A 17,170-nucleotide genomic window follows, 5' to 3' on the forward strand; every position below is an offset into this window, starting at 1 on the left:
TATTGAACTGTCAGGAGCTGGCTGCACAACAGCCATTACGCCCAATCAACTGGTGCAGTCGTCTTCTGAAAATGACAGGTTTTGAGGTGGTGCCGAGAGCGTAAAGAAAACGGTCGTTTTCTTGCTTACAGGCCACGACTGCCCGTCCATCACAGACCTCATACCACCAGCAGTAGATATGGGCATCGCGATCCATCGCTGCTGGTGGGTTCTCTCGCCCCTTCCTCAGCAGGGCAATAGCTCACCTATCCCGTTCGTTCGTACCTTCGGTTCGCTTCAGCGTGTGAGGTATGGGGCGGGGGCGTTAGCCGTTAGCAACTGCTAGCCGAATTGTGGCTGTCAAACACGGAGAGTTGTGGGAAAATTCGCCAGACGTGGTAGGCGGATTCCGCCTACATTGAGATGGCCGGGGCCTTGACCCTGGCCATGATTTTTTCTGGCTCGGGCGTGCTATGGAAGAGAAAGTATACAAGGAAGCATTTTCCATTTCTTATGACGACAAAGAGGGCGATCTGAGCCGTCATGTGATGGACGCCAAGACCCTCGGCCAGGCGATTCTCGCCGTGCATGACCTGCTGAACGCTGCAAACAGCCAACTCGGCAAGGGCTCGAAGATCGAGGTTTCGGTAGCTGCAGCGCCGAAGGAAGGGTCGCTGGTCGTTGAGTTCATCCTGATGGCTGCCAGCCTGGAGCCACTGACGCTTCTGAAAACGCTCGGTTTCGTTGCGGGTGGCGCTACAGCCGGTGGCGGCCTGATGGAAGTAGTGCGTCAGATGAAGTCGCGGAAGGTGACTCAGGTTGACATCGATGAGACGACAGGAACCGCAAAGATCTCGGTACAGTCTGAGCAAGGGCAGCAGGTCGAAGTTATCGAGTGCTCCAAGGCTGTTGCTCGGCTGGCCACTGACAAGAAAGCCCGGGATGCACTGCATGCCGTCATTCAGGTGCCGATCAGCGGTGCTGAGGGTGGGGTGTTCAAGGTTCTGAAGACTGACCCAGTGGATGAGACGAAGGCCGAGGTTTTGGTTATGGTCAAGGAAGAGGATGCTCATCAGTACAGCACTGTACCTGTTGCAAGTCTGAAGGAAGTGGAGAGCAAGACCGAGAAAGCGACTGTGTGTTTCACCCAGGTGAACTTCGATAGCCACAAAGGGTGGCGCGCGGTCATTGGAGCTGGGGACGATGATTACGCTGTCGAGATGGCAGATGACGCCTTTCTCAAGAAGGTACAGGGTAAGCAGCAGGCGTTTTTGAAAGGTGACCTGTTTGAGGTGACGCTTGAAGAGATCAAGAGCTCCAGTGCGAGCCGCTCTGACTACAAGCGTGTAATCAAGTCCGTTGATCGCCACTTTGCCGGCAAGGATCGCCGCCTGACTTGAGGTGATGGTTATGCTGCAGACGGAACAGATTCTGAACCTGCTGATCATCGGGTCATTCCTGTTTCTGCTGCCTGGCTTCTGGAAGCTGGGTAGCCTAATCGTGCGCTGGCTGATGGCCCGCTACGTTCGCACAGGAACGATTGTCATCCGAGTCAAGGGTACTGATGGGCAGGTGCGTGAGACCACCGTCACGGCTACGGACTCACTCATTGAGAAGCTGATGGCGATTGATGATCGCCGTGCTGGAAAGGGAAGTCATGGCTGAGAAAGGGAAGTCGGCTGCTCAGATCGGTACGATGGCGTTTTGGTATGGTGGTTTGGGCACCTTCAGTAATGCCTGCATCGCGAAGCTGGTGGACGGTGAGTGGCAGAGCATTTGGTTCTCAGCAAGCAGCGTGGTTGTGGCACTGGTTGCAAGTGGGATCGTATGGCTGTTCTCCCGGTATGGCCACTCGCTGGAGTACGTCAAGTATGACGCCATGCTTGGGCGGGAGATCGCGCACATCACTAAGGCGATGAGCCATAATGGCATCTCCGATGAGGCCAGAAAGCGCTGGCAGAACCAACTGGAGGCGGCCCTTGAAAAGCGTGCGAGCGCCGAGCGGGACATTGCGAATGGAACGGTGGATCTGAATAAGTTGGGCGGTTGACCCAGAAAAGCTCGGCTATGAACTAGGTTTACCGGAAAGTGGGTCTTTGAGATCTTCGCTGCGGCGTTTTTCAAGATAGCTGTTGCGCAGACCGTGTTTCAGGCAGCCCCTTTCAGCGACTGTGGTTCCTGCACCCGCTCGGGATTGAGTGTCACTGCTCCAGCGAGCGTCCAGTTGCATGTGTTGCCTGACCAGCGCGTCGGTATCCGGTTACGGGCCTCCTGGTACAGCGCCTGGCGGCGAGCCAATACGCGCTGATCCTCGCCCCGATGGCGTTCTGCAGGGGGCACAAAACCGATGCGGCTGTGCCGGTGCTGGTCGGCCGCATGCAGGGCACGATAGAACGTCGACTCCAAAGCCAGGTCACGCCCGGCCTCAGCCACCATCGCATGCAAAAGCACTCGCAATAGTTCACCCTTCCCCAAGCGATAGTTCACCTATCCGGTTTTGCTTGAAATCCGAACACCGGGCGGTATAACGATCGCCATCCGAAGATGGAGAATGAACGATGAAGGGAAAAATGATGTTGCTGGCATGCCTTCTGGTAAGCGCATGCGGGAATGGGGAAGTCGAGAACAATGCGGCCGGGGTTGCCTCCACAGGCCAGGTGGATGGGCACCCAGACTGGAAAATGCCTAACTCAACCGTCTACGAGATAGTGAACAGTCCAAACAAAAAGGCTACGTATGGCTATGAATTCCGCGCCAAACGAACCAAGGACTGGGAATCGGAAGGGTGGACAGTTTGGGTTGCTTCCAACACCTACTCCGATGCAAAGGCACAGCTTAATAATGCCGGCCAAGCCGAGCAAAGCCATGTACGAGCTCGCCGTGAAGGACGGGCTATGTGGGATCTGAAGCTGCTCCTAAAAAATGCAGGGCTTCCGGTGTCCATCAATTATCTGTCGTATGGCCAGATGCCTATGTCCACTGTACGAACAGCTCAACGTGACCATGGCGTTGGGATGACATTCTTCGGAGACGAATGTGGTACTGGATTCCGGGAGTGTGTCGACCACTACTACTACTCGCCGGCCCTACGGCTGAAAGAGCGCGGTAAGGTATCGTTCAAAGAGTGGCTCGCTCCTTACAGCTACTTCCCTGACAACGAGTGGGGCCAGATGAATCAACGTACGATGCTGGCACAGGGATTTGGTGCAGACGAATCGTCGGCGTTCTACGACTGGTGGCCAACGATGGTCTTTCTGGTCAACCCCGACAATGAAGTCGTACGCGCTTGGCTTCCTCAAACCGGTAACGCCGCAACCCCACATACCATTCTTCGCGCTGTAGTGGAGGAAATGGACGTGGACCCGAAGACAGTCTCATTGACCGGGGCTCGCCCAGCCCAGTACACCACCTTCCCCAACCATGCATACTTTGGCACCAGCATGGAAGACAAGGCGATCCAGGATATCGCCAAGATCCTTGAGGACATTTCGGGATGATTGGATCGCTTCACTTTCAAATCAACGAAGAGTCGGTTCCCTGCTATGTCCTTGACATGGCTGGGAACCTGATTCGCCGCGCGGCCGTAGGTTCTCCACTTACGCTGATCCCCTACGCCGTTGAGTTGGTGACTCCGGCGGCTGAAGTGATTGCCCCACGCCCCTGGTCGATCACGCCTGAAACGGTAATGTCCCGTGTCACGAAGGTTGCTCCTCTGCTGCCAGAGGTCGGCCGTGCGTACCCACGAAATTCGATTGAACAGATCCTCATGCCGTTCGCACCTCAGGTAGAAACGGACGAGTCTGATGAATCGATAATTCAGGCTATCGACATGCTGCCTGGGTTGGATGAAGAGTCGGCCAAGGCGGTAAGAGAGACTCTTGCGATCCACGGTATCCACCCAATCCCTGTGAGTGGTAACTACAACGAGAATCTTCATCAGGCCCGCGCCGGCGAGATTTGCGTTGGGGAGGTCGTGAAGGTCGCAGATGGCTGGTTTTCAAACATGAAGGTGTACCGGAAAGCACTGGTTCGTTCTGCTTAGGTTACGGGTCCGAACGTGTGCCACCAGCCCAACACCTGAATTTTTTTGGTGAATCCAATGCGCAGCATTCAGATGAACAACGACTTCGATTTCGATACGGACACCAGCTACCTTCAGCAAGACGATGCATTTTCGGTGAACGAAATGCTCTCGGAATGGCCTACGACCAAGAATGCGTTTGTTAAACGCCTGGCCAACACTTTGGGCCAGGGTGCGTATTTCGAAGCTCTACGCCTGCAGGACTTCATGGACCTGGTTGGCTCTACGGCCGTCGCTCGACCGCGTGAGACTGTCACATACGAGGTTCACCTTCGCGATAGGGACACCCTGCTCGTCGACGTTGCCATCACCTCGATCGCCGGCACGAATCCCCCGATCTCCGCGGACAACGCTGGCTTCTTTAAGTACGCCCTTCGCTGGTTTGCAAAAGAGCGTCCGAAGATCAAGCTCTCTGCTCGAGCTGACGGCCTTTTCTGGGTTCACCTGCCCGAGTAATTTCAGATCAAAAAAAGGCTATCGGGAGCTCCAGATAGCCTTTTTTATTGCCCATTCTCAGAGGCCTATGTCCACTGATGCCATGGGGTCAGGGACGAATAAAGGAGCCGGAGGTTCAGGCGTCACGTCTTGTGGAGCAGCCGAGATCGCGCTGGCGACCGAGTTCGCATGCCCCACTGGCTCATCAGGCCTGGGATTTCCGGACGGCTCAGCCACCCCAGCGGCAGCATCTTGACTCAGCACCGTCCGTGTAGATTCGGGGCACGATCTGGCAAGAGCATAATCTGTCATTGCCTGCATCACCGCTTCTGGAGCACCAAAGCTCAACGACACGTGGCGGTTAAGCATGTTGAGGAAGACAGTTTGTCGATTGCCATGCCCCAAGCCTTTGTAGAGGCGGAAGAGTTCGGGGTAGTAATCCTCTCTCAGAGTCATCTTCACCTCGACTGCGCGCTCGTCAGAATGCGCCGGCGGGGTGAAGTCACTCAACGTGACAGGCCACTGTTTCTGGCAGGCCGCTGAAATGCTGAACACCATCTGATTTCCGGCTCTGGGCCCATGTTGGCCCAGGGCTTCGATCAACGCATCGTGGTGGCCTGGGATGAGCTCCGCTCGGATCACGACTTTGCTCATCTGTGCGTTACCCCTGGCGGATCAAAGCATGCTCTTTGAAATACTGACTGACCATGAAGCGGTAGTACCCGCGGACAATCGACTTGTCAGGGTCTTTTGCGCTGTAGATCGGGCAGGTGATGTGGCGCTTCAAGAGAGGGCGGCCAAGAACGGTAGTTCCACCGCCGGCGGCTACCATCCCTTTCAGGAAATCAGTTGAGCCCCACAACTGCTTGATGAAGCGAGGAATGGTCTGATCGGTGAAAGCCTGGCGCGCGGGAAAGCTGATCGGTTCCATATCGATCTTGGTTCCACGCCAGATGAAGTGGCCTTCCCTCAGCCAGACATCCATCGTGTACTCGTTGATCTGGTTGTCTAATGCGAAGTTTTTCGGAAGCTTCGCTCCCTTCTTCGTGATGAGCTCGTTCAACTGCTCAGGGTTACTCAGAGAGGTGTAGATCGCTTTGTGGATGTCAGAGACGCCACTGGATTCGCCGTATCGGATATCACTGACACGACCATTATTGAACTGCCCACCGTCGATCGTGCCGTAGCCGATATCGATGATGCCGTACTTACCTTTGACCATTTCGTTGGGATCAAGCGGGTTACCCTCTTCGTCCTCGAGCTCTGGATCGAACCATGGGCCAGCGAACTGGGGAAGGATCTTGACCAGCTCTGGATGGTAGCCGTCTTCTCGTGCCCACTTTTTCAGATCGGCCTCGAACTCAGCCGCGTGGGTGGCGAAGAATTCGGTCGGCAATCCTGTAGCGATGACCGGGTTCTTGATATTCGCATCCTTCAGCACCTTCAGAAAGAGCACTCGAATCTCGTCGGATTTGTAGAAGCTCGAGTCTGTGCTACGAGAGCGCGCACCCTCTTCCCTGCAATCATCACCCACCAGGTAGCGACGACCGTTCTTCGTGGTGAAGACTTCCCGACTGAGGGCTCCACCAAGACTGCTGCCGGCATAGGGTGCAACCAAGGATGGATATTCCCCGCTGGCACCGTTACCGGCCTTGTAGCTCGTCGAGCCGTTGCCCAGATCTATGGCAACCAATTGCTCAAGCTTCATAGACATTAAATCCCCTCATGGTCAAAGCAACGCTTGGAAAAGGCCGCGTAGTGCGAGCCATTCATCCATAGACGCTGCGATAGTTTTTTGTTGCCTAAGGATGCTGCCTGAATGCTTACCCAGGTAGCAGTGAGAGATGACATCACTCGTGATCCACTGCGTCGGCGGCCTCCTCTTCTGACGCCCTATTGCTTCAGCTACCTCACCAGGTGTCGGGTTTCGACCCAACTCTTTAGCCAAGCTCGCTTTCATCTCCGCGCGGAGCATGCTCCGCTTGAACTCTTCGATCGGCTCAGTTTTCCGGGCCCCAGTGACCCGATTAAAAATTCTGACCACCCTGAAGATCGGCTGCGATGGGCCCAGCGGATCACTTTGATCGACATCCTGGCGGCAGATGATCGACCTATATCGTACAGGCTGCCTAGCCTGGTTGAACTCGATTAAGGCCTCCTGAAGTTCTGAGTCGACCAACTCGAAACGGCCAATCAAGGTTTCAAGCTTCATTGGAGCGCTGCCCCCCAGCCGTTCAATCGCACCAACCCAAGCGCTGATCACCGAGCCAAAGCGAACGACGTCGATGTCTAGAGGCATTCCCAACGTATGCGCCCATCGACTCACACGTTCTGAAAAGTGGAGAAGGTCACCCAGGTCGTTGAGAAATTCAGTGGTAAGCCGTTTCCCCAGGAGCGAAGTTAGCAGATCGATTACGTCAGGCTCGGCATCAGGAAGGATGGCCTTTCGGTAGCTCTGCAGTCGCCCCTCAATCCGCTCGTTGCACTTAAGGTAGAGCCGGAGAGAGCCAGACGATTTTCGGGAGGCTCTCCATTTCCAGAATGTGGAGATGGTTCTCCCGTCTTGCTCAATTGGAAAACGTGAAAGAGCGATTTCAAGCTGCATGAGCTTTTCGGTAGCAGACCGGGCTGCGGTACGCAGGGAATTGAGGAGCGCCAGAAATGTCTCTGACCGGCGCCTTACCGAGTGCTCGTACTCATCAACATACCCTTTAGCCAGGGCATCACGGATTTCCTTCTTCAAAAGTCACCCTACTGAATGTTTTCTGTAATTTTCGGAAATTCTGGGCATTTTCTTCTCCCCTTATTCGCCTCTAATCGGCCTTAACCGGCGCAACCATCCTTTTCCCGCCCTAGAACTCCCCCATATCGCCCCGTAAGGCCCATTTCACGCCCTTTTACGCCCGGAATCCGATCTAAATTCCGTTGCCGCAATGAGTCTGAAAATCACCCATAAATGCCCTTAGCCGTCCTTTCTAGGCATCTCCAGGCAAACACCGGCCCTTAAATCCCTTATCCCGCCCCATTACGACATTTATTGCCCCACACGAACGCCTTCGAGAGCCAGAATTTCGCAAAATGACCTCTTCAGTAGGTTTTTTGGGTAAATTAGGCAAGCAATTCACCATTGAAACGGCAGGACGCGGGCCGACTGCGTTCCCCTATTTTTGGTTAAAACCCCGTCTAATGTAATAGTACGGATTTCTTAGGATTTTGCTTCTTCAAGGCACTTGCCCAATTTCCCCAATATGGAACGACTCTCCACCGTCCAGGCTGCTAACCACCTCCACATTTCTCGGCCCACCATGCGGAAACTGCGCAACACCGTTCTCCCTCCTGACGAGGTGTCAGGCAGTGGCAGGCCCTATTGGTACCGAAGCACGCTCGATAACTACCGAGCTGGCTTAGATACGCAGAAAGCCATTGCCCTATACATCACGTGCGTTGTTGACGGGATTGGACTTGGCGGTGACGTGACAACCATGCCGCTATTGAAAGACGTCCACTTAAGGGAGTACCGGCCAGCATCTGGAACCAGGACAGAGCAGTTGATCGAGGTCCTCAATGAGATCCAGAGGGTTAAACCAGCCGCGGTGGTCCTCCCATTTCAGCGGGTGCTGACTCCCGCCGCCGCGGTGGTCACTGATCTGTGTTACGACCTCGGGATTGCCGTCGTACTGCAAGGGAAGGCCTGATGCCGCTTACGGGCGCACGCAGTGGGCTACTTCGTGTAGCCCATTGAGGATGGCCAAGGTCTTGATGCCAAGGCGAGCGCTGGCACGATGGCTTGTTCGGTTAACCGGCGCAGAAGGATTGCTGCCTGCCCTGCTGAGCAGCCTGGTAAGGGGGACGTTCTTGTGGACTTGGCGCTGTCATCAGGGTAGCGCCCAAGCTCCCCTCTATATAGGAAGCAGACCAAGGGCTCACTCAGTGCTTAGTGCTGCCGTTAAAACCCAGTTTCGTACCAGCATCAATTGGCCGCGCACCGCAGTAGATGTTGCGAAGGGCACCAACCAGGTGCTCTCCCCCGCCAGCTCTTTCATTCAGATAAGCAACAATGAGGTCGAGATCTGCTGCATGGGAGTGGTCCATCCAGACCACCTCTGCGCACACGTCGCCATTGTCCTGATAGACCAGAGCGATTATTGACGGGACACCGTCCACGCTTTCCACCAACCAACCCCTCACTCTCTGCGCGCCGAAGGCGTGATGCCCCGCTACAGCCTTCATTGCATCGCTGTGTACACCGATCATCAGTTTTGTACTCCCATTTACACATTCCCGACCTTAACGACGATCGGTGCAATTTCCAGCCAGCAGCTAAAACCAACGTGTCACGCGCTGACGGTTTTCAGGCGCCAAAACCCTGATGAATACTGGCGTTGCGCCATACCATGGCTTTGACCCAGCCCACACAAACTAGGCGCGCATGTCACCAAATCGGCCTCGGACCCGCCTATTTCGCGGGATTTCAGCCACCTTTTTTGGGTTGCCTGTCCTTTTCTTGCCCCATAAAATCGCCGCGAACTACCAGCGGACAATCTGCGGATGGCCACTGGAGTTGGTGCAGTGACAGCTGAAAAAGCTGCACTCACTGTTTGAGGGGGGGGCCAATTGGCAATCAGCCGATTGGAGATTGTTGCGGTGTCGGCTTCCGACACCGCGACGCTTAGGACCGGCTGTTCTTGCCGGAGGAGGGGCCATGCGCTCACAGCGCAATAATTGGCTGACGGGATTGTCACGCGAGGAGTTCGCGCAGCTCGATCCGTGGGAAGTCGTCTGCCATCCCGAGTCAAGACCACAGTGGATCGCTGAGGTTCGTTCAAAGCTGCGCGTCAGCCTGACGGACGACGAGATCCTGTCCATCCTTCAGATCGGGCTCTACAAGGCCGTCGCTTCCGCGATCGAGCTTTATCAAGATGTCGAGCCTCATCAACGTGCTGCCCATATCATCGGCGCGGCTCTCAACTACATACGTTGGGACGGACGCGGGGATGTGCTTGCTGAAGTTCCTGGCAGCTCGGCTATCAATATGGGTGACCTGGTAACCGAACTTGGTCCTCGCTCCCATTCTCTTCAGTCCGACTACATGCTCGCGTCTGCACAGTTTTCTGAGGCGTTGGAATACGCACCTCAGTTCCTGGCTGATGGGGTCCTTCTACCGGACGAGACCGGCCAAACCTGCCACCAATACATCGAACAGATCCGCCACCTTCTTTCTGCCCGTGAGCACCACATCCTGAGGCTGGCTGTTATTGAGAATCAGGAGTCCGGCGCGATTGCTGAGATACTGAAGATCTCAAGAAAGCAGACATGGAAGGTACGTCGCGGCCTGAAGCGGAAGCTAGCTGAGATCGCCAGTGAGGCCGGCGCCTCGAAGGAATTCATCCGAGCGGTTTCGACAGGAGCAGCCGAATGCAGCGCCAGTCAATAACCGAATTCCTCCATGAAAAGGTGTATCCCGAAATAGATGCAGTCTCGTCAGGCTTGCTCGACCACCTGAAGCCGACGAAGCTTCAGACCTCAGGGACATACCGGATGCTCTGCCCGGCCTGCGGAATGCATGAGGCCTTCCATCATCCTGGAACCCACTTGATCCATTGTCCGCGCAAGAAGAACTGTGGCGAATCGACGTCGCTGTGGGACGTGATGGAGAAATCGGGCTACTCGAGGAAGGAGATCGTAGAGCGCCTATGCGAGCTTGCCCGAGTTGACCCCCCTTCGAACAAAAATCCTGAAGGTCGTATCAATGGCTCCCCTGCCCCCCTCTCCCCAGGGCGCGCCATTATCCAAGCGACCCAAATCCTGGCCCGCAAGTACCCGGACCTTCTTCAGCAGCTGCAGACGGATCGTGGTTACAACGATGAGCAGATGGCGACGATGCGACTTGGCGTCTATTCGTCCCCCGAAGAGGTTCTGGCTTTACTCGAGGAGCGCGGTATCTCCCGGGAAGTAGCCATCGCCAAGGGATACATCTTGGTCGAGGAGAACAACCCTTCGAAGTACCGGCGGACGATGAACAATCGTGTCATCGGTTACTGGCCGCATCCTGATGGGGACGTTCGTCTCTGGGGACGCCTGCCTTCCGGCAAAGGCGATCGATGGAACAAGAAGTATATGTTCGCCGACTCGCTCAAGAAGGACACCCCGTATCTGTTCAGCATGAGGAAGCCCGGCCCCCTAATTGCTGTTGAGGGTACTTTCGATGGCTGGTCGATCCAGTTCATGGGGTTCTGGGGTACCGCTATTGGGCAGGCTTCCATCAATGCTGGTCAGGCGGCCTTCCTCGCAGGTGAAGGTGTCACCGAGGTGGCACATATGGTGGACGGCGACATCGCGGGGTATGAAGGCGGGATCGTCTCGATCAGAAACTGCGAACCTGCAGGCATCGTCACGGCCATTGTCCCGCTGGGCCAAGGCATGGATGACCCTGATGCACTCCGAAAAGCTGGACGCACCGCCGAGTTCGAGAAGCTCATTGCGGCCAGGATGAACGCAGGCGAGTTCCTGGCTCGCATGTGCCACACCTATGCATCGGAATCTCCCCCGAACATTTCCGGCATTCGAAAGATCCACGCGATCGTTCCCATGCTTACCCCAGTTTCAACAAAGCACTGGAAGGACTGGAGCCAAACCTTAGGAGTCAGTGAACCTAAGGACGTCGCCTCGGTGCGCCTCCTCTCCTCACTGGTCGATGGTGGCTTTGATCTCGACGAGGCTCTTGCCTTGGTCCTCAAGCGCACAGGCTTCCGCATCACGCTCACACAGGAAACCGTCAATGGCTGAAGGAAAAGCAAGCAGCCCTGTTCGTCAGATCCTCACGTTGATCCTCTCGGTCACGCTGATCCTTTACATCGGCAAGATCTACCTCCGTACGCCGGAGTATCGACACATCGAGGTCTGCTACCTGCCCCACAAGGCTGCCCATCTCTTCTGGGTTGATGTGTGGGGCGCCTTGGTGCCTGACGACACCGCCTCATATCTCAAGCACTCACGCGACCTTGAGGAATTCTTCAACTCCTGCGTCCAGCGCACAGCGCACTGGACCTGGCTCCGGTCTTTTGGCCCAAGCAACCAAGGTGACAACAATGGCTGATGAACGCAGCAATGAAGCTCTACACCCGACTAAAGAGGTTCGGATCACTGGCGAACGATCTGCAACCCTGGTGGGTATGGCAATCCAAGCCTCCCGCGTTGATACCACGATCCTCCAGATGAAAATGGCCGGCTCACCTGAGACTCGGCGCCGTGCAAATGAGGCTGCCGACCGATTCGAGCGCGCCTTGAACGCATTCGATGCCGAAATGCGAGAGGTGAACAAGGACCTGAACCTCAACCGGAACGGCGGCGGGCAGTCCGCTCGATCCGCGCAACAGTCTGGCCAATCGAAGCAAGCCCCTAAACCTGTCCTGCAGAAAGCGAAAAAGGGCGGAGAGCAACAAACTCAAGCCCAGGGCAACGCTAAGGCAACTCAGACCGGTCAGCAGAGGCAAGGCAGCAACGCCAAACCTCAGGGCCAGCAACAGAAGAACGCCGCCGGCCAAAAAACCAATGGCAAAGCTCAACAGCCAGCGGGCGCGGCTTCCAAGCCACAGAAACCTACTGCGCCAGCGGTAAAGGAAGCTACTCCAGCTCCGGAAGCAGCCGCTGAAGCCCAGGCATAAGAAAGGAGGGATGATGAGCAGTCTCAGCAATTTAAAGGAGGCAACCCGGCTTCTGCCGGGTTGGGTACCTCCGTTCTTTTTGTCGTGCCTGGTAGTTGGTCTGTATGTACTGGCCGTGTTCACTTATAAGGACAGACCGAGTGATCTCGTAGAGACGGCAACGACGGCTGCCATCGTCCTCTCCATCGTGATTGCTTTCGCTTTCCTGGTGTCGGCGATTGTTAAAGCCGATCCCGGGAAGCTGGGGAAGTCTATGAGCGATGGTTTCGCTCGCGGCCTTCACTTCGTTTGGGCAACAGCATCCGCAGGACTGGCAACCTACGTAGGCGCAGCTGGCATTTACAGAGCGGTGACAGACAACCTGGGTTACAGCATCTCTGCCCTCCTGGTTGCTGCTCTGCTGGGTGGCGCCTATTGGGCTACGTCCTCCAAGAAGGAGGTCAAGCCTGAAACCACCGACCCGATTTCCGGGATGTCTAAAGCACTTGCTCTCCCTGAAACGTTCGCGCAGACGCCAGCCCAACGGCCGGCCTTTCAGGTGACAATGGCTGATACAACACGCTTGGCCATACACCAAGCCGCACGGATCATCGCTTACAAAGGCAGCAACTGCCTGATCGATGGCAGTTTCTACGCAGACCTGGATCTCAATGCCCGTACCGCCAAGATCTTTTCGGACATGAACCTGATTGCTACTGGCCAATTCATCAATTGGCGCATGCACATGCTTCTGATTGGTAGCGCAGCAGAGCAGGTCATCCGCGGCACCGCAAGCGAAGCAGCATTCGATGACCTGCAGTCGTTCGACGACCTTGCTTCGAAGTTCTTGATGTTGGGCGATGGCCGCCATGCGTTCTACAGGCCAGCAAATGATGCCGAAGCAACGCTGAAGGCTTCACGCCTGGCGATGATCCGCAAGAACGTATGGTCGCGGTGCATGGCTGCCGTTGAGATGAACAAAGAGGCGATTATCCAACTCGTACGCTTGATGCGTATTCAGCCTTGCCTTACCCATGGCGACATCAAACACCTGCTCGAGAAGGTCGAGATGCCGCTTGATTTCCCCATAGCGGAGTTCGATACCGACGAGATGATGGAGCGCGCGCTGCTCGGGCTCGTTCATGAGGCCGAACCTGTGGAAGAGGATGATCACTCCCAAACATCGTCCCTGGACGAACAACCGCCAAGCACCCGACCGGACAATGTGCGGGAGTTTCAGCCGCGCAACACCACACTCCAGGCCTGAAGACTGGAAACCAAAAGCCCCGCAGAGTGCGGGGCTTTCATTTTGCGGATAAGTTATCCAAGCAAGGCGATCTCAACACGATCTCGCCCACTCCGTTTCGCACTGTAGAGCGCTTCATCGGCGGCACGGTGCGCTTCCTTCACGCTTACATTCAGAATCGCAACACCGGCACTGAACGAGCAACTGAACGAGGTCCCATCTTCGGACTGGAACTGAATCGCGGTAAAGATGGACCGCAGCCGATCCACAACCATTTTCGCCTGGCTTGGATTGGCACCTACCATGACAATGCCGAATTCCTCTCCCCCAAGCCGCCCGACATAGTCATCAGTCCGCAGCGAATCGGTGAGCACCTCGGCCAGGCCAACCAGCACCCTATCCCCCACTGGATGGCCAAAGGTATCGTTGACCGACTTGAAATGATCGATGTCGATCAGAACCAACGAACTTGGCGGGCCTTCGGCAAGAACAGTCGCGGCGGACGCCATAAATTGGCCGTGATTCAGGAGGTTCGTCAGGGGGTCTCTTCTCATCCTGGACTCCAATCCCTTGGACCTGCTGATTATCGACTTCAACGCCTTGATGAAGGCTCCTCGCTTCAGAGGTTTCTGGACGAAGCCGTCCGCCCCTCGGGACAAGGCGAGCAGTTGCTTCTCGGCGTTGGACTCCCGGCTCAGGAAAATAATGGGAATGGTGGCGTCCCTGTCCTGCCTGATGATCGAGGCAACGACGTCCCCGTTTGCCTCCGGCATGTGGAAGTCAGTCACCAAAACATCAGGTCGGAATCGGGATAGAGCTTCCAGCACTTGGCTTGGATGCTGGATGTGCTCAACGATCAGGCCTTCCTCGGTGAGGAATTTCCGGGCGAGGTAGGCATCGGTCCTGGAGTCATCCAGAAGCAGCACCCGATACCCTTCGATCTCGATGTCACGATTTCGGCTCCGGAATAGGGAGCGCAAGTTGCGGATGTCATCATCGAGTCCCAGGATACGAACTTGTCCGAGCTCCGTGGCTGTCCGACGCTGCTCGAATGTCAGAGGGCAGGACTCCACGACAAGCACGACCAGGGCATCAGACTCAGAGGTCATCACGATCTTGGAGATGAAGGGGATGGCCTCTGGATCGTTGAGCACTCCGTCACCGACGATGAGCATACTGGAGCGGCGAATTCCGGCCTCATCTTCGGGGTTGAAAGGGATCTGGTGGCAGAGCGTGATGACCTTCGCCCCCATACCTTGGAGGCCACGAGCTAACTCTTGCGCCCTGACCCCAAAGCCAGGGACGAATAGCGCCACCGGCCCTGACGTTTCAGCGGCTGCGTCATTCACTCGCCGGCTTGCGGATTGAAGCTCTTCCATCATGCGATCGACCTCAGAAAATACGGCCTCAGTCAACGAGGGCGCCTTACGGATTGCGGTGAGGACGTCTTGTACTTCAGTGACATAGCTGCCATCGACGTCTCTCAGAATGTGGGTTGCGGAAGCTAGGAGTTGGATAAACGCATCGCGGTGACGAAGGCTTGGCCTCGGCCGCACTTGTAGCCACCAGGTTGTTTGCAAAGCGTGGTTTACAGAACTGATCATTGGGGAGGATCTCCTCACCCTAATAGTGTCCTTTGGGTGCCCCTTTTCCGCTGCCCGCGAATTCGCGTGGGAAGGAATTTCCTCTGCTGACGAATCCCTACACCATCCCGGCGGTGCAGGTCGGAATCCGTCCTGAGGGCTGTTCAAGGTCAGAGACAGGTTCTGGCACAGCGCCCGTCCCTGGAATATGGAGGCTACATAGGAGACAACAGCATGTACCCAATCAACCGTGATGCACTGGTCTGCCCGATGCACCTTCGTACCGCCCGGCTGCGCCTCAAAGGGATGTGGAAGGATTCTGACGAAGCAACCAATGACGTAGTACGTGCCCTAGAGGCTGGCTGGTTTCTGATCCCAGCTGGACGTGAGGGTAACTACACCAAACGGCAGTTTGAGGCCTTTGATAAGTGCTTCGCCGCGGCCCCCTGGGTGAAGCAGATCCAACATGAGGCTGGAGATTTTGACAAGAGGTTGCGGGCCCGCCTCGGTGCCAGATTTGAACGTCTGTTTTCAGGTGGACGGAAGCTGACTTCTCCCCTCACCCAGGCACTTGCCCTCCCCCATCGGGTCGCGCGACTACCGCTGAGCTTCGAGGCCGGCGCATTCGGCCCCGAGCTTCTGGTTTCATGCCTTGAGGATACCCAGAAGGTGTGCCTGCGGATTCAAGACGAAATGCAAGGTCTTGAGCCGGATTGGGTCCTGGCTGAATCCGTAGACGTGGGCGCCCTTGTTGAACACCTGAACCGGGCTAGGTGCGTCCACCTCCTGATACCGATTCTGGTGGCTACCAGCCCCAGCTACCTCCCCAGGGAGCAACAAGGATGGCTTTGGCAGGTCCAGGTCGGGAATCTTACCGTTACCGAATATCTGGACAGGATCGCGAGACGAGACCAGGAACATACCGACCACGTTTGTGAGTCGTGGAGGAGGCGATTCGCACAAATTCGCACCCTAGCTTCGGTTCTGGAGAGCCTTCCGTCTTACCACCAGGCGACTATTACCCGGCGTCTCCAGTCGGCTGATTGGAGATTCAGGGCGAAACGTTGGCAGGGAAGCTTGGTAATTGATCTCGGTGACCTTCATGAGGTCGGTGCGAGGCACCAGCTGCGCGATGGTTTCGAGTTGGTGAACTTCGTTTTGGCCCTGGACCAGGCCCTCGAACGGGCGGAACCGTGCTGGGACTCGTATCACCGAGGCGAACACAGCGCATTTGCCCAAGTCGAGCGAATGAGGGAGGAGATGGCCCAGGAAGGCCCGCCGCGGGGCCTAGGAGACGTTTTCAGGTCGAACCAACCGACTCAGCTGGATTCGCCGTTAAGGGCCCTATAGGCGGCCAACGCCGCCATCATGACAAGGACCGCCGGCCCTATGATGTGGAGATGCTTAGCGATTAAGGTGGCAACTCCCCACCGGATGGGACGTCGACGCGCATCATCAAGAGCGTTTTGAAGGCTACTGCAGCGATTCTCCAGCGTGCTGATCTCGTGGCACAGACCACGTACGTGGCTGTCTTGGTGCTTGAGATAGTCGCCCATTCCCAGTTCTTGAATGTTCCGTTTCCAGGTCTCAACAAGGATTAGGTCACCGGCGCGCACCGGTCGCGATCTACCGTTCTCATGCTTCCCATCGTAATAATCGAACTGGAGACCGATCTGCTCGTAGAACCGGTTTCTGCGCACGTGATTGGACTCGTATGCTTGGGCATCGCTCAACCTGATGGAGTTAACCTGTGCATCTGGAAATTGGCGCAGGAACTGCACCACCCGCCACATGAGATAGGTCCCCAAACGGTGCCCTTGGAGGGCATCAGGGGTTACCGTGATGAACCCACGGTTGAAGCCATCGCTGGCTCCGATCGACACCGTGTTCATGCTCCTGTTCACACCGGCAGCCAGGCTCCCCTTACCAGTCAAGGCATGGCTGCAGCCTGAGACTGTGTACTCGATTCTGAAACCTGCCTCGTGCGGGGTGATCACTTCGGTACAGGTCACGAAGACCTTTGCGACCTCACACTCCGGCGCATCTCTGCTGCCGATGACCAAGACAGTGGAACTGACACGCGGGTGACGGCTGACTGCCGGCCATGAGTTGATTGCTTGCTCCAGCACGGGTGCATGGTTCCCTAGGTTGTGGGGGGGACGGATCTACACAGAGGGTGATTCTGGCACGCAGAGACGCCATT

At 56.2% G+C, this 17,170-nt stretch carries 18 protein-coding genes and 1 pseudogene; 11 read left to right on the plus strand and 8 right to left on the minus strand.

The features are described 5' to 3' along the window. Positions 1-452: 452 nt before the first annotated feature. From EKA13_RS03060 to EKA13_RS03070, 3 genes are read left to right on the plus strand one after another with little or no spacing between them, the layout of a single operon-like run. Positions 453-1,379: an LAPAL motif-containing putative phage structural protein gene (locus EKA13_RS03060; protein ID WP_065285140.1), complete on the plus strand. Its 927-nt coding sequence runs from the start codon at positions 453-455 to the stop codon at positions 1,377-1,379. Positions 1,380-1,389: 10 nt separating this feature from the next. Next, positions 1,390-1,644, plus strand: coding sequence for a hypothetical protein (locus EKA13_RS03065; RefSeq protein WP_065758073.1), 255 nt, complete (start codon positions 1,390-1,392; stop codon positions 1,642-1,644). Continuing rightward, positions 1,610-2,029, plus strand: a complete 420-nt coding sequence (locus EKA13_RS03070) for a hypothetical protein (protein WP_125862910.1) — start codon at positions 1,610-1,612, stop codon at positions 2,027-2,029. The genes EKA13_RS03065 and EKA13_RS03070 overlap by 35 nt, the downstream gene beginning before the upstream one ends. 98 nt (positions 2,030-2,127) lie before the next feature. Here the strand turns inward: EKA13_RS03070 and EKA13_RS03075 are convergent. Continuing rightward, positions 2,128-2,346: pseudogene (locus tag EKA13_RS03075) on the minus strand (IS3 family transposase); the annotation flags it as partial. A gap of 191 nt (positions 2,347-2,537) precedes the next feature. On the opposite strand from EKA13_RS03075, the gene EKA13_RS03080 reads away from it, so the two are divergent. From EKA13_RS03080 to EKA13_RS03090, 3 genes are read left to right on the plus strand one after another with little or no spacing between them, the layout of a single operon-like run. Beyond that, entirely contained in the window at positions 2,538-3,476 is a 939-nt protein-coding gene (locus EKA13_RS03080) for a hypothetical protein (RefSeq protein ID WP_023111072.1), read from the plus strand. Further along, on the plus strand, positions 3,473-4,021 hold the full coding sequence (locus EKA13_RS03085; RefSeq protein WP_019486165.1) for a hypothetical protein: 549 nt from the start codon (positions 3,473-3,475) through the stop codon (positions 4,019-4,021). Before EKA13_RS03080 ends, EKA13_RS03085 begins: the two co-directional genes overlap by 4 nt. 57 nt (positions 4,022-4,078) lie before the next feature. After that, the gene (locus EKA13_RS03090) at positions 4,079-4,516 is read left to right on the plus strand and encodes a hypothetical protein (protein WP_010794286.1); all 438 of its coding nucleotides are present in this window, start codon (positions 4,079-4,081) and stop codon (positions 4,514-4,516) included. 57 nt (positions 4,517-4,573) lie between these two features. Here EKA13_RS03090 and EKA13_RS03095 read toward each other — a convergent pair whose 3' ends face one another. From EKA13_RS03095 to EKA13_RS03115, 4 genes are all read right to left on the minus strand, one after another. Then, the gene (locus EKA13_RS03095) at positions 4,574-5,149 is read right to left on the minus strand and encodes a hypothetical protein (RefSeq protein WP_019486166.1); all 576 of its coding nucleotides are present in this window, start codon (positions 5,147-5,149) and stop codon (positions 4,574-4,576) included. Between the two features lie 7 nt (positions 5,150-5,156). Next, a complete protein-coding gene (locus tag EKA13_RS03100) occupies positions 5,157-6,209 on the minus strand; it encodes a ParM/StbA family protein (RefSeq protein WP_010794287.1) in 1,053 nt (350 codons plus the stop codon). 15 nt (positions 6,210-6,224) lie between these two features. After that, positions 6,225-7,238, minus strand: a complete 1,014-nt coding sequence (locus EKA13_RS03105) for a hypothetical protein (RefSeq protein WP_010794288.1) — start codon at positions 7,236-7,238, stop codon at positions 6,225-6,227. Between the two features lie 1,184 nt (positions 7,239-8,422). After that, on the minus strand, positions 8,423-8,749 hold the full coding sequence (locus EKA13_RS03115; protein WP_065285128.1) for a hypothetical protein: 327 nt from the start codon (positions 8,747-8,749) through the stop codon (positions 8,423-8,425). Positions 8,750-9,197: 448 nt separating this feature from the next. On the opposite strand from EKA13_RS03115, the gene EKA13_RS03120 reads away from it, so the two are divergent. From EKA13_RS03120 to EKA13_RS03140, 5 genes are read left to right on the plus strand one after another with little or no spacing between them, the layout of a single operon-like run. Beyond that, positions 9,198-9,929, plus strand: a complete 732-nt coding sequence (locus EKA13_RS03120; RefSeq protein WP_010792884.1) for a helix-turn-helix domain-containing protein — start codon at positions 9,198-9,200, stop codon at positions 9,927-9,929. Further along, a complete protein-coding gene (locus EKA13_RS03125; protein WP_019486168.1) occupies positions 9,911-11,281 on the plus strand; it encodes a hypothetical protein in 1,371 nt (456 codons plus the stop codon). Before EKA13_RS03120 ends, EKA13_RS03125 begins: the two co-directional genes overlap by 19 nt. After that, a complete protein-coding gene (locus tag EKA13_RS03130; RefSeq protein ID WP_019486169.1) occupies positions 11,274-11,591 on the plus strand; it encodes a hypothetical protein in 318 nt (105 codons plus the stop codon). The genes EKA13_RS03125 and EKA13_RS03130 overlap by 8 nt, the downstream gene beginning before the upstream one ends. Further along, on the plus strand, positions 11,584-12,159 hold the full coding sequence (locus EKA13_RS03135) for a hypothetical protein (protein WP_065758074.1): 576 nt from the start codon (positions 11,584-11,586) through the stop codon (positions 12,157-12,159). Before EKA13_RS03130 ends, EKA13_RS03135 begins: the two co-directional genes overlap by 8 nt. A gap of 13 nt (positions 12,160-12,172) precedes the next feature. Beyond that, on the plus strand, positions 12,173-13,405 hold the full coding sequence (locus EKA13_RS03140; RefSeq protein WP_019486171.1) for a hypothetical protein: 1,233 nt from the start codon (positions 12,173-12,175) through the stop codon (positions 13,403-13,405). 53 nt (positions 13,406-13,458) lie between these two features. Here the strand turns inward: EKA13_RS03140 and EKA13_RS03145 are convergent, their stop codons facing one another. The 3 genes from EKA13_RS03145 to EKA13_RS03155 form a co-directional block, all read right to left on the minus strand. Next, a complete protein-coding gene (locus tag EKA13_RS03145; protein WP_065285126.1) occupies positions 13,459-14,988 on the minus strand; it encodes a GGDEF domain-containing protein in 1,530 nt (509 codons plus the stop codon). 624 nt (positions 14,989-15,612) lie between these two features. Continuing rightward, positions 15,613-15,888, minus strand: a complete 276-nt coding sequence (locus tag EKA13_RS27770) for a hypothetical protein (RefSeq protein ID WP_176717391.1) — start codon at positions 15,886-15,888, stop codon at positions 15,613-15,615. Positions 15,889-16,286: 398 nt separating this feature from the next. Then, positions 16,287-17,096 carry a hypothetical protein gene (locus EKA13_RS03155; RefSeq protein WP_019486174.1) on the minus strand — a complete coding sequence of 270 codons (810 nt, stop codon included), beginning with the start codon at positions 17,094-17,096 and terminating at the stop codon, positions 16,287-16,289. Positions 17,097-17,170: the final 74 nt, after the last annotated feature.

The organism is Pseudomonas defluvii (genome assembly GCF_001695625.1).
GTDB lineage: Bacteria > Pseudomonadota > Gammaproteobacteria > Pseudomonadales > Pseudomonadaceae > Aquipseudomonas > Aquipseudomonas defluvii.